The organism is Kitasatospora sp. NPDC004240 (assembly GCF_053603215.1).
In genome coordinates this window covers 1-12,253 of the sequence record NZ_JBSGFD010000230.1, presented here as the reverse complement: position 1 = coordinate 12,253, position 12,253 = coordinate 1, and the positions used below count along the sequence as shown (strand labels likewise).

General features: G+C 73.2%; 12 protein-coding genes. 5 read left to right on the top strand and 7 right to left on the bottom strand.

The window, feature by feature from the left end; all coding sequences use genetic code 11:
- Positions 1-444 precede the first annotated feature (444 nt).
- The 3 genes from ACWEQL_RS36645 (at position 445) to ACWEQL_RS36635 (ending at position 2,348) form a co-directional block, all read left to right on the top strand.
- Positions 445-1,248, top strand: a complete 804-nt coding sequence (locus tag ACWEQL_RS36645) for a GNAT family N-acetyltransferase (protein ID WP_452154921.1) — start codon at positions 445-447, stop codon at positions 1,246-1,248.
- A gap of 104 nt (positions 1,249-1,352) precedes the next feature.
- The gene (gene infA, locus ACWEQL_RS36640; RefSeq protein ID WP_452154919.1) at positions 1,353-1,577 is read left to right on the top strand and encodes a translation initiation factor IF-1; all 225 of its coding nucleotides are present in this window, start codon (positions 1,353-1,355) and stop codon (positions 1,575-1,577) included.
- Between the two features lie 456 nt (positions 1,578-2,033).
- Complete coding sequence (locus ACWEQL_RS36635; RefSeq protein ID WP_452154917.1) at positions 2,034-2,348, top strand: hypothetical protein; 315 nt, start codon at positions 2,034-2,036, stop codon at positions 2,346-2,348.
- Between the two features lie 4 nt (positions 2,349-2,352).
- Here ACWEQL_RS36635 and ACWEQL_RS36630 read toward each other — a convergent pair whose 3' ends face one another.
- Complete coding sequence (locus ACWEQL_RS36630) at positions 2,353-2,574, bottom strand: hypothetical protein (RefSeq protein WP_452154915.1); 222 nt, start codon at positions 2,572-2,574, stop codon at positions 2,353-2,355.
- A gap of 316 nt (positions 2,575-2,890) precedes the next feature.
- Between ACWEQL_RS36630 and ACWEQL_RS36625 the strand changes: the two genes are divergently transcribed.
- Positions 2,891-3,397 (top strand): hypothetical protein, encoded by a 507-nt coding sequence (locus ACWEQL_RS36625; RefSeq protein WP_452154913.1) that lies wholly within the window; start codon positions 2,891-2,893, stop codon positions 3,395-3,397.
- 146 nt (positions 3,398-3,543) lie between these two features.
- On the opposite strand, the gene ACWEQL_RS36620 is transcribed toward ACWEQL_RS36625, so the two are convergent.
- The 5 genes from ACWEQL_RS36620 to ACWEQL_RS36600 form a co-directional block, all read right to left on the bottom strand.
- Positions 3,544-4,311: a 3-oxoacyl-ACP reductase gene (locus ACWEQL_RS36620; RefSeq protein WP_452154911.1), complete on the bottom strand. Its 768-nt coding sequence runs from the start codon at positions 4,309-4,311 to the stop codon at positions 3,544-3,546.
- A 101-nt stretch (positions 4,312-4,412) separates the two neighbouring features.
- A complete protein-coding gene (locus tag ACWEQL_RS36615; protein ID WP_452154909.1) occupies positions 4,413-5,786 on the bottom strand; it encodes an aldehyde dehydrogenase family protein in 1,374 nt (457 codons plus the stop codon).
- Positions 5,783-6,496 (bottom strand): gamma-glutamyl-gamma-aminobutyrate hydrolase family protein, encoded by a 714-nt coding sequence (locus ACWEQL_RS36610; RefSeq protein WP_452154907.1) that lies wholly within the window; start codon positions 6,494-6,496, stop codon positions 5,783-5,785. The genes ACWEQL_RS36615 and ACWEQL_RS36610 overlap by 4 nt, the downstream gene beginning before the upstream one ends.
- 125 nt (positions 6,497-6,621) lie before the next feature.
- Positions 6,622-7,980 (bottom strand): glutamine synthetase family protein, encoded by a 1,359-nt coding sequence (locus ACWEQL_RS36605; RefSeq protein WP_452154905.1) that lies wholly within the window; start codon positions 7,978-7,980, stop codon positions 6,622-6,624.
- Positions 7,977-9,542, bottom strand: a complete 1,566-nt coding sequence (locus ACWEQL_RS36600) for an amino acid permease (protein ID WP_452154903.1) — start codon at positions 9,540-9,542, stop codon at positions 7,977-7,979. The genes ACWEQL_RS36605 and ACWEQL_RS36600 overlap by 4 nt, the downstream gene beginning before the upstream one ends.
- A 213-nt stretch (positions 9,543-9,755) precedes the next feature.
- On the opposite strand from ACWEQL_RS36600, the gene ACWEQL_RS36595 reads away from it, so the two are divergent.
- Positions 9,756-10,577, top strand: coding sequence for a FadR/GntR family transcriptional regulator (locus tag ACWEQL_RS36595; RefSeq protein WP_452154901.1), 822 nt, complete (start codon positions 9,756-9,758; stop codon positions 10,575-10,577).
- 103 nt (positions 10,578-10,680) lie between these two features.
- Here the strand turns inward: ACWEQL_RS36595 and ACWEQL_RS36590 are convergent.
- Positions 10,681-12,253 (bottom strand): HEAT repeat domain-containing protein (locus tag ACWEQL_RS36590; protein WP_452154899.1); only part of this gene is annotated, 1,573 nt, incomplete at its 5' end.

Here is a 12,253-nt window from a genome sequence, read left to right as displayed (position 1 = left end):
GACGGGACACCGTTCTTCCTCGGCCCGGACATGCGGCCGCTGGAGCCGCACTCCTCCTTCTTCCACTGGCAGGGGTAACGGGACGCGGAGATCCTGCCGCGAGGACCGTGCGGACGGGGCACAGGAACGTTCGGCGCACGGTGGAGGGGAGGCCGCGGTGGGGGTGGCACCCGGCGGGCGGGGTCCGCAATCGGGCCCGGCGCGGGGCCGGTGGTGGCATCGGAACGACACCGTTCCGGACCGTCTTCCGGTCGTCCCGGAAAATGGGTTGGTCGACGCGGCCCGGGGTTGGTACCGTCTGGTCGGCCGTGAGTGAACGCGAGGAGGTGAGACCCATGAAGGCGGTATCGGTATGGGTGCTCCCCCTTGTGGTCACGGTGGGCGGTTGACGTAGGTGTCGCCGGGAGCGCCACGGAAGAAGGCACTCCTGAGAGGCGATCACCTATGAACTCCACGCACTCCACCCCGGATTCGGACACGGGCGACTCCCTGCCGCTGGTCACGCGGGTGACGGACACCCAGTGGCAGGCCGTGCAGGACGACCGGCCGGTCGGCCGCGGCGACGCCGTGCGACGACCCGACGGACGGCAGTTCGTCAGCATCGACGCCTGGCAGCCAACGACCTTCGAACTCATCGCCGACGCGATGGTCGCAGCCCTGCCGGCGCCGCTGCACACCGTCGTCGACGAAGCCGACCACGACGCGGTGACCGCCTGGCGACGGGCCGGATTCACACCCGGCCGCCGCGAGTGGGGCTACCTCGTGCCCACCGACCCCCGGGTCACCGGGCTCGGGTCGGCGCTCGCCCCGGCGGGCGTCGCGATCCTGCCCGCAGGCGAGGCCGAACCGGGCCCGCTGGGCGAGCTGGACCGCGCCGTCCGCGCGGAGGTCGAGGCCACGGTCGGCTGGCAGACCATGCCGGCCGAGCTGCTGCCCTGCCCGGCCGGGGCGCCCATCCCGCTCGACCCGGCCAGGTTCGTGGTGGCACGCGAGCGGGACCGGTACGTCGGGCTGCTGCGGGTGGCGCCGCTGCGGCAGCCGAGGATCGGGCTGATCGCGGTTCGGGCCGACCGGCACCGCGACGGCATCGCCCGCGCGCTGCTGGCCCACGTGCTCACCACGTTGCACCACGCGGGGACCGATGCCGCGTGGGCCGAGGTGGACGAGTCCAACACGGCCGCCACCGCCCTCTTCGAGGGCATCGGCGCCCGCCGTACCGGCAGCACCCTGGAACTCGTGCGCCGCTGACGCCCGGTTGTCAGCACCGCGGCCGGGCACGGACCGGCCCGGCCGCGCGCCGCACCACACACTCCCACCGATCACATCAGCACTGGACGAAGAAACGAGAGAGCATGACGAAAACCGCAGGCGGCATAGAGGTTGAGGGCACCGTTACCGAGTGCCTGCGCAACGCCACCTTCAAGGTGGAGCTCCAGAACGGGCACATGGTGCTCGCCCACATCAGCGGGAAGATCCGCAAGAACCGCATCAAGATCCTCCCGTCCGACCGGGTGGTGGTGGAGCTCAGCCCCTATGACCTCACCCGCGGCCGCATCCGCTACCGCTACCGGGCGTAGTGCGGGACGAGTCGGCCGGGGCTCGTTCCTGTCATCCGCAGGGACGCGCTCCGGCCGTCGGGCCCCGACGAACCCGGTCGTGAGACCTCGGACGGTGAGAGGCCGTCGGCCGAAAGGAGGGCCCGGCGCGCAGGCCCACGGAGCATGAAGCCCGCGGAGGATCACCGGTCGTTCCGGGCACGCGGACCGCGCATCGGCCGCGCCGGTACCGGGCGTTGATCGCCCTGATGGCCGGTCGGGAGGCGAACCGACTCCATCATGCCTCGTCAGCAGGCTGTTCCGGTAGGACCGAGAGCACTCCGGTTTTCCCTTGCCCGTGTCTGCCGCGCACCCGCAGACTCGACGTCATCCCCTCCCCGGCTCCGTGCCGGCGCCTGCTCGTGGGCGCCGACGCGTACATCGTGCTGCCCTGCGCGGGTGCGGGAGGAGGACGGACCGACCAGCAAAGGGGAAACGGTGAATCAGGATGCGGTGCTGCGGGCGAGGATGCTGCTGCTCAGCACGGACCGTCGGGTGCTGCGCGGACCGCGCGGCCTCTGGGCCTACCGGCTGCTGACGCAGGTCTCTCCCGAGGTGTACGGGTCGAAGCTGGCCCGGGTCCTGGTGGACGCGACCCGCTTCCCCGAGGTGCGGACGCTCCCGCAGGCGCGGCTCGCGCTGCTGGACGAGGCGATCGCGGTGGCGCAGGCCCTGGACGGGCGTAACCCGCACCGGATCCGGGTGCTCACCCTCGCGCTGGCCGCGCGCGAGGCGGAGCTGCGGGCACGGTGAGGGATCAGCGGCGGTTGCGGGGGTGCTGGGCGGCGGTCCGCTCGTTGCCGCGCTTGTAGTTCCCGGTCCAGCGGGCCATCACCAGCTGCGGGTCACCGCTCGCCGCCTCCTCGAGGAACTCGGCCGCACGCGGCCCCCGGAGCCTGGCCGCCACCTTGCCCCGGTGCCACACGGTGACGGTGCCGTCGGAGCGCTCTTCGAAGGTGAAGTCGGACGGACGCGGCATGGGTTCCTCTCGGCGGGGTCGTTCCGGGTGCCGACACCGGGATCGGCAGCCGTACCCTGCCACGTCCAGGGGGCAGCGCGCCACGTCATTTCGCTCTGCCGGAACGGCGTGGCGCGCCCACCCGGGTATCCGGCGATGATCGTCCGGCCCCGGCGGAGCAGCTCGAGCATCGGCGGGTTCGGGGCGAGCGGCTCGGTCGGGGTGTTCCACGGCACCTCCGCCCGTGGGAGGCCGTGGAAACTCCGCCGCGTGAAAGCTGCTCGGCCAGCAGAATGGGGCCGAACCGTGATTCCGGACGAGAGGACCTGGAACGCCCATGCCGAACCCGCTTGACGCGCCGGACGCGCTGGAAGCCGCGGCGGAGCCCCTTCTGGAGCTGCTCCAGGACTGCAACCACGAGCCGTTCGTCGAGCTGCTCCACGTGGTCCCCGTGACCGGGGTGGCGCCCGGTGACGACCGGATGCGGGGTCTCGCCCAGGCCGTTTTCGACGCCGGCGGCTGGGGGAGCGGATTCCAGGTGGGCGCATCGGTGCGCCCGTTGGCGTCATCCCGGGCCTGGCGGGACATCCTGCGCCGACAGGTGACCGAGGGGATCATGCAGCCCGCCTGCAGGTACCCGGCAGTCGACCCGCGCACGCCCGAGGAGATCCGGCGGGCCGGCGAACTCGCCGATGGCCTCGCCGACCTCATCGAGGCGCACCTGGGTCCCGTCCGCAGCTGCGGAGATGTCGGCGGTCCGCACTTCAGCTACATCTGGTGGCGCAACCTGGTGCTGGTCAGCGACAGTTGGGCCACCGTCCTGCATCTCGCCATCAGCGACTGACCGGCCGCGTCTCCGCCACCCGCAACCTCGCCGGCCCCCGGGGGGCGCCACCCGGGATGCGGGTGACGCCCCCGGTCAGTCGGTTCGGTGAACGTGGACGGCCGGCGGGCGCACGGTCATGGGCAGGCAGATGCCGGTGGGCCGGGCTACTGAGGGGTGACGTAGGCGCCGGAGATGCCGCCGTCGACCAGGAAGGTGTTGGCGGTCATGAAGGAGGAGTCGTCCGAGGCCAGGAAGGCGACGGCGGCGGCGATCTCCTCGGGCTCGGCGAACCGGCCGAGCGGGATGTGCACCAGGCGTCGGGCGGCCCGCTCGGGGTCCTTGGCGAACAGCTCCTGGAGCAGCGGGGTGTTGACCGGGCCCGGGCAGAGCGCGTTGACCCGGATGCCCTCGCGGGCGAACTGCACGCCCAGTTCCCGGGACATCGCCAGGACGCCGCCCTTGGAGGCGCTGTAGGAGATCTGCGAGGTGGCGGCGCCCATCACGGCGACGAAGGAGGCGGTGTTGATGATCGAGCCCTTGCCCTGGCGCCGCATGTGCTCGATCGCGTACTTGCAGCAGAGGTAGACGGAGGTCAGGTTGACCTCCTGGACGCGCTTCCAGGCCTCCAGCCCGGTGGTGAGGATGGAGTCGTCGTCCGGCGGGGAGATGCCCGCGTTGTTGAAGGCGATGTCGAGCCGTCCGTAGGTGTCGACCGCCCGCTGGAACAGGTCGCGGACGGCCGGCTCGTCGGTGACGTCGACCTGGACGAAGAGTCCGCCGACCTCGTTGGCGGCCTTGGCGCCGGTCTCGGCGTCGAGGTCGGCGCAGACCACCTTCGCCCCCTCGGCGGCGAACCGGCGGGCGGTGGCCAGGCCGATACCGCTGCCCGCGCCGGTGATGACGGCCACCCTGCCGTCGAGTCGCTGGGTCATGCTGATCGTTCCTCTCGTTCCTGGGGACATGCGTCGTTCCTGGGACCATGTGTCGTTGCTGGGACGTGCGCCGCACCCGTGGAGCGGGTCCGTGCGCCGGTTCACTCGTCGGTGGAGATGAAGACGTTCTTGGTCTGGGTGAAGGCGTCGAGCGCGTCCGGGCCCAGCTCACGGCCGAGGCCGGACTGCTTGAAGCCGCCGAACGGGGTGCTGTAGCGCACCGAGGAGTGCGAGTTGACCGAGAGGTTGCCGGCCTCGACGGCGCGGGCGACCCGCAGCGCGCGGCCGACGTCCCTGGTCCAGATCGAGCCGGACAGGCCGTACTCGGTGGCGTTGGCGATCCGTACCGCGTCCTGCTCGTCGCGGAACGGGACGACGGTGACCACCGGGCCGAAGATCTCCTCGGTGAAGGCGGGGTCGTCGTGCCGGACGGGGGCCAGCACGGTCGGCGGGAACCAGAAGCCGGGACCCTCCGGCGCGCTGCCCCGGACGGCGACCGGCGTGTCGGGGCCGACGTACGCGGCGACCCGGGCGCGGTGCGCGGCCGAGATCAGCGGCCCCATCTCGGTCTTCTCGTCGGCGGGGTCGCCGACCCGGACGGCCCGCACGGCGGGTTCCAACAGCGCCATGAACTCGTCGTGCACGGAGGCCTCGACCAGGATCCGGGAGCGGGCGCAGCAGTCCTGGCCGGCGTTGTCGAAGACGGCGTAGGGGGCGGTGGCCGCGGCCCTGGCCAGGTCGGCGTCGGCGAACACCAGGTTGGCGCTCTTGCCGCCGAGCTCCAGGGTGACCGGCTTCACCTGCGCCGCGCACCCCGCCATGACCGCCGTGCCGACGCGGGTGGAGCCGGTGAAGACGACCTTGCGCACGTCGGGGTGGGTGACGAAGCGCTGTCCGACGACCGGGCCGCGCCCGGGCAGGATCTGCAGCACGTTCTCGGGGAGGCCCGCGGCGAGGGCGAGCTCGCCGAGCCGCAGCGCGGTGAGCGGGGTGAGCTCGGCGGGTTTGACGATGACGGTGTTGCCGGCGGCGAGGGCGGGGGCGAGGGCCCAGGCGGCGATCGGCATGGGGAAGTTCCACGGCACGATGACGCCGACCACGCCGAGCGGTTCCTGGAAGGTGACGTCGAGGCCGCCGGCGACCGGGATCTGGCGGCCGAACAGCCGCTCCGGCGCGGCGGCGTAGTACTCGATGACGTCGCGGGCGTTGCCGGCCTCCCAGCGGGCGTTGCCGATGGTGTGGCCGGCGTTGGCGACCTCCAGTGAGGCCAGGTGGTCGCGGTCGGCGTCCACGGCGGCGGCGAAGGCGCGCAGCAGCCGGGCCCGGTCGGCGGGGGCGACCCGGCTCCAGGTGTCGAAGGCGGCGCGGGCCCGGGCGACGGCCGCGTCGGTCTCGGCGGTGCCGGCCATCGGAACGGTGGTGATCACCTCCTCGGTGGCCGGATTGACCACCTCGAAGAGGTCGGGGTCGGTCATCGGGTGGTCTCCCTCTGGCTGGCGGTGATGAACGCGTCGAAGAGCCGGCGGTCCTCGGGGTCGGTCTCGGGGTGCCACTGGACGCCCAGGGCGAAGCGCCGGCCGGGCAGTTCGAGCGCCTCGACGGTGCCGTCGGCGCCGTGGGCGGTGGCCCGCAGCCCGTGGCCGAGGCGGTCGACGGCCTGGTGGTGGTAGCAGGACACCTCGGCGGACGGCCCGAGCACGGCGTGTGCCCGGCTCCCGGCCCGCAGCTCCACCCGGTGGCGCACGAACCGGGCCGGCAGGTGCTGGTGGCTCCCGTCGGACAGGTGCTGGAGGAGCGTGCCGCCGTGGGCGACGTTGAGCAGCTGCATGCCGCGGCAGACGCCGAGCAGCGGGAGGTCCGCGGCGAGGGCGCCCCGCAGCAGGCCCAGCTCCCAGTCGTCGCGGGCGGGGTGCGGCGGGCCGGTGCGCGGGTCCGCGGGGGCGCCGTAGCGGTCCGGGTCGACGTCGGGCCCGCCGGCCAGCACCAGTCCGTCCAGCAGGCCGAGCAGGTCGGTGGGGTCGCCGGGCTGCGGGGGCAGCAGCAGGGCGGTGCCGCCGGCCCGGGTGACGGCGTCGACGTAGGTCTGCGGGACGAGGGAGGCGCGTTGGTGCCAGACGGACCAGGCGGCCTCGTCCTGGTAGCTGGTGATGCCGATCAGCGGTCGTCGGCCGGGTTCGCGGTGCACGGTCGGTCCTCGGTCTCGGTCTCGGTCTCGGTTCTCGGCCTTGGTGCTCGGTTCACGGCGGTGGCCCACGTCCGCGGGCGCGCCCGAAGGGGTTCCCACCGCCCGCGGGCGCACCCGCGCGGCGTTCACAGCCGCTCGAAGCCGCGCCGGCGTTCCCAGTCGGTCACCGCGCGGTCGTAGGCGGCGAGTTCGACGCGGCCGGCGTGGGCGTAGTGCCGTACGACGTCCTTGCCGAAGGCAGCCTCGGCGGCGGCGCTGCCCTCGAAGGCGGCTATCGCGTCACGCAGGTGGCCGGGTACCCGCGGGGCGTCGGAGGCGTACGCGTTGCCGGTGAACTCGGGTTCGAGTTCGAGCCGCTGCTCGACGCCGTGCAGTCCGGCGGCGATCAGCGCGGCGAGCGCGAGGTACGGGTTGACGTCCCCGCCGGGGGCCCGGTTCTCGAAGCGCAGCGACGGACCGTGGCCTACCACCCGCAGGGCGCAGGTGCGGTTGTCGCGCCCCCAGGCGATCGCGGTGGGCGCGAAGCTGCCGGGCACGTACCGCTTGTAGGAGTTGACGGTGGGGGCGAGCAGCAGCGCGAAGTCGGCGAGGCAGGCGAGCTGCCCGGCGAGGAAGTGCTCCATCGTCCGGGAGAAGCCGTGCGGACGGTCCCCGGCGAACACCGGTGCGCCCTGCGGGTCGCGCAGGCTGAGGTGGACGTGGCAGGAGTTGCCCTCGCGCTCGTCGTACTTCGCCATGAAGGTGAGGCTGCAGCCCTCCTGGGCGGCGATCTCCTTGGCGCCGGTCTTGTAGACGACGTGGTCGTCGCAGGTGGTGAGGGCGTCGGCGTAGCGGAACGCGATCTCGTGCTGGCCGAGGTTGCACTCGCCCTTGGCGGACTCGACGTTCAGCCCGGCGCCGGCCATGTCGTTGCGCAGCCGGCGCAGCAGCGGCTCGATCCGGCCGGTGCCGAGCAGCGAGTAGTCCACGTTGTACTGGTTGGCGGGGGTGAGGTGGGCGTAGTCCTGCTCCCAGGCCTGCTCGTAGGTGTCCCGGAAGACGATGAACTCCAGCTCGGTGGCGGCCTGGGCCTGCCAGCCGTGGGCGGCGAGGCGGTCCAGCTGGCGGCGCAGCACCTGGCGGGGCGAGACCGTGACCGGGGTGCCGTCGTGGTGGGCGACGTCGCACTGGACCATCACGGTGGCCGGGTGCCAGGGCACGTCGCGCAGGGTGGTGAGGTCGGGGCGGAGCACGAGGTCCCCGTAGCCGCCCTCCCAGGAGGAGAGCTCGTAGCCGTCCACGGTGTTCATGTCGACGTCGACGGCGAGCAGGTAGCCGCAGGCCTCGGCGGCGTGCGGCACCACGTCGGCGAGGAAGTGCCGGGCGGCGAGGCGTTTGCCCTGGAGCCTGCCCTGCATGTCGGTCATGGCGAGCACCACGGTGTCGACGGATCCGTCGGCGACGCGGGTGCGCAGCTCGTCGAGGGTGAGCCGGGAGCCGGTCATCGCTTCTCCAATTCGGCGTCGTGGGTGGCGGGGGCGGGCGGCAGTTCGTGGATCCGGGGGCCGGTGAACCAGTGGCGGGCGGAGGCGAGCCACCACAGGCCGGCGAAGCCGACGACGACGGCGACCGCCACGGGGGTGTAGTTGAACGTCTCCGCGGTGACCGGGTTGACGGTGGGCAGCATGAACAGCACGGTGATGACGGCGGTCCATCCGACGGCGACGGTGCCGATGATCCTGCTCCAGCGGCCCAGGTGCCAGGGGCCACGCGGGAAGGCGTCGCCCTGGCGCAGCCGGAGGTGGACCGGGATGACGTAGGAGATGTACAGACCGATCACCGAGATCGAGGTGACCGCGGTGTACGCGGTGGTGTTCCAGAGGGCGGGCAGGCCGAGCAGCAGGGCGCCGCCGGTGGCCAGCCAGACCGCGTTGGTGGGGGTCTGGGTCCTCGGGTCGATGCGGTGCCACAGGGCGGAGGCGGGTAGCGCGCCGTCCCGGGAGAACGCGTAGATCATGCGGGAGTTGGCGGTGACGGAGGCCATGCCGCAGAAGAACTGGGCGCCGATGACGATCAGCAGCAGCAGTTGGGCGCCTCCGCTGCCGATCGCGTCGATGAAGATCTGGGCGGGCGCCACCTTGGTCTCGCTGTTCAGCGCGCCGTCGTAGTCGCGGATGGCGAAGGTGATGCCGAGCAGCAGGATCCAGCCGGCCACCAGGGAGACGGTGATGGCGTTGACGATGCCGCGCGGTCCGGAGCGGGCGGCGTCGTGGGTCTCCTCGGTCATGTGGGCGGAGGCGTCGTAGCCGGTGAGGGTGTACTGGGCGAGCAGCAGACCGATCATCGCCACGTAGAGCTGGTTGTGGAAGCCGGTGTTGTTCACGAACTCGGTGAACACGAACGACGCCGGGGCGTGCCGGTCGGGCAGCAGTACGAGGGCGCCGACGATGACGGTGACGCCGATCAGGTGCCACCAGACCGACAGGTTGTTGAAGAGGGCGACCAGCCGGACGCCCCGGGTGTTGAGCAGGCCGTGCAGCAGCAGGATGACGGCGAAGATCTCGACGGTGTGCGCGGGGGTGGCCTCGAAGCCGAAGCGCAGGCTGAGGAACGCGTTGGTGAAGACCGCGGCGCCGTAGTCGACGCCGGCGGTCACCGCGACCTGGCCGAGGAAGTTGAACCAGCCGGTGAACCAGCTCCATGCCGGGCCGTGGCTGCGGGCGAGGCGGGCCGACCAGTAGTAGAGACCGCCCGCGGTGGGGAAGCTGGAACAGATCTCGGCCATCGCCAGCCCGACGCAGAGGGTCAGCAGGCCGACGACCGGCCAGCCCCAGACGATCATCGCGGGGCCGCCGGTGTTCATGCCCGTCCCGTAGAGCGTGAGGCAGCCGGAGAGGATCGAGACGATGGAGAAGGAGACGGCGAAGTTGGAGAAGCCGGACATCGAGCGGGCGAGTTCCTGGGTGTAGCCGAGCTCGCGCAGACGTTGTTCGTCGGCGGAAACCTCCGGTGTCCCGGTCGGAAACACCGGCGGTACAGGGTGGTCGGGTGAGCGTTCGTCAGTCATGGGCACCTCCGGGGGTCGAGGTGTGCCGGTCGGGCGCGCTCGCCACGTCGGTGTGGCGCGTCCGGCCGGCGGGGAGGAGAGACGGCAGCGGCTCTTCAATGGTCTGAAACCAGGCCATTGGGGTGGTGAGGAGCATCGTTCACCCCGCGCCGGGGCGCAGTCAAGAGCGACGGGGCAACCGGTCCGGCGTCCGCCCGTGGGTACGATTCCGGCGTGGACGTCGACGAGGCACCCGACCAGGCAACCGACGGGGAGAGCGGAAGGTCACGCGACCAGGCAACCGGCGGGGGGACCGGAAGGTCACGCGAGCAGGCCCGGGCGCAGTGGCAGGCCGGCGTGATCTTCCGCCCCGTACGCACCGGCAACGCCTTCGAGGAGACCGTCGAACGCCTCCTCCAGGCGATCAAGCTCGGGGTCTTCAACCACGGGGACCGGCTGCCCGCCGAACGCGAGCTCGCCGCCCGGCTCGGCGTCAGCCGCGACACCCTGCGCGAGGCCCTGCGCGCACTCCAGCAGTCCGGCTGCGTCGAACCGCGCCGCGGTCGCTACGGCGGAACCTTCGTCACCTACCGGATGCCGCCACCGGACGTCACCGACCTGCGGCGGGCCGCCCGCGACCTCGGCGGCGAACTGGAGGACGCCCTCATCCACCGGCTGGTCCTGGAGACCGGCGCCGCCGAGGTCGCCGCCCGCCGCACCCTCTCGCCCGAGCAACGCGCCCACCTGGAGACCCGGCTCGCCGACTTGGAGGGCGCGCCCGCGGAGCGGTACCGGCAGCTCGACTCCCGCTTCCACCTCGCGATCGGCGAGCTCACCGGCTCCCGCAGCCTCGCGGCCGGCATCGCCGAGGCCCGGATGCGCCTCAACGACCTGCTGAACGCCATCCCGATGGTGGACCGCAACATCGAGCACGCCGCCGAACAGCACCGGGCGATGGTCCGGGCGATCCTCGACGGCGACGGCGAGGCCGCCCGCCGCGCCACCGAGGAACACCTCGACGCCACGGCCGCCCTGCTGCGCGGCTTCCTCACCTGACGGGCCCCACCCCGACGCGCGCGGCGGTGCACGTGGACCCGCGGGGCCGTGCACGCGTACCGGTCAGGGGACGTCGTAGGAGGTCCCCGCGCGCGGACTCGTGTCAGGCCAGTTGGTCGATGACGGCCCGGCCGGTGCGTTGCAGTGCCTCGTCGTTCTCGACGCTCCCGAAGAAGCCGCCGCTGCGACGGGCCAGGGCGAGTTCCGCGCGGATCCGGGGAAGGGCGGGCGCGGCGGCGGGGCCCATCCGCCGCAGGCACTCCAGGACGTGGTCGGCACCCGCGTCGTTGCTCTCCCAGACCTCCAGCAGCGCCGGCAGGACGACCTCCGCCTCGGCCGGGCCGCCGATGTCGTAGATCGCGGCGGCGACGCGCACCCGGGAGTACTCGGATCGGAGCAGCTGCCGCAGCTGGGGCAGGGCCGCGGCCGCCGGCGCCCCGATCCGGCCGAGGAGGTCGGCCGCGTCGCTGCGCGTGTGGGTGTCGAGCAGGTCGGTCAGCCGCGGCACGGCGTCCGCGGGGTCGCGTTCGAGTTCCCACAGGGCTCCTGCCGCGGCGAGGCGCAGGTCGAGGTCCTCGGCGTCGGCGAGCGGCCGGATGGTCTCCAGGGCGCAGGCGGCGTCGGTCCCGAAGCGGGCCAGCGCGTCGAGGGCCGCGGCCGCGCCGCGCCGATGCTCCTGGCGGACGGCCGCGATGAGGGCCGCGGTGAAGGCGGGGACGGCCGCCGGATCGCCGAGCCGGCGAAGGGCGGCGACCAGCCCGCAGGCGTCCGACCAGTACCAGTCCTTCGAGAAGTCCGCGTCGGCCAGGCGCCGGGCCAGCCTCGGCAGCAGCTCCCCGGCGGCCTGGGGGAGGTGACCGGCGACCTGTACGGCGCGCCAGGCATCGGTGCCGGTGTCCAGCGCCGTCAGCAGAGCGGGCAGGGCGCGCTCGTCGCCGAGGTGGGCCAGTGCCGTGACCGTCGCCTGGTGGGCCCGGCGCAGCAGTGGGTGCGGTGCGGCCCACACGTTCGGCCCGTGGGCGGTGCGGTGGGCCTCGACGAGGGCCGCGAGTGGTTCGCGGGCGGGTTCGGCGAGGGCGGCGGGGAGGTGGCCGAGGGCCTCGGCCGCTTCGGCGGCGGTGTGCGGGTCCTGGGGCAGCAGGCAGTCGGCCAGCAGCCGGACGAGGCCGGTGTGGTCGCCGCGCCAGGAGCCGATCAGGGCCTTGGCCATGGCGATGGCGTCGTAGCGGGTGGCCCGGTCCGGGCTGCGGAGTTGGGCGGTGAGCAGGGCCGTGCGCTCGGGCACCCGCGCGTCCAGCACCCGGTGGAGGGTGGTCAGCAGCTCGGTGGTGGGGGAGTGCACCCGGCCGTGCCGGTCGAGGTCGGCGAAGGCGGCGGCGAGCTGCGGCGGGACACCCGGGTCCGGTGCGGGTTCGGCGGCGACGTCCGTGCAGGCGGACGGCCCGCAGCCGGCCGCGGCCCGGGTATCGCCCTCGCTCTCGGGCGCGGGCCCGGGTGTGAGCCGCTGGAGCAGGTCGGTCGCCGTCGGGACGAGGCCGGCGTCGATCGCCTCCGGTGTGCAGGCGGCCCGGTGGACGAGGGCGGCGAGCCGGATGTCGGCGTCCAGCGCCGGGTCCGCGGCCAGGGCGGCGAGCCAGGTCGTCACCGGGCCGAGCGCGGCCGGCAGTCGCCGGGCC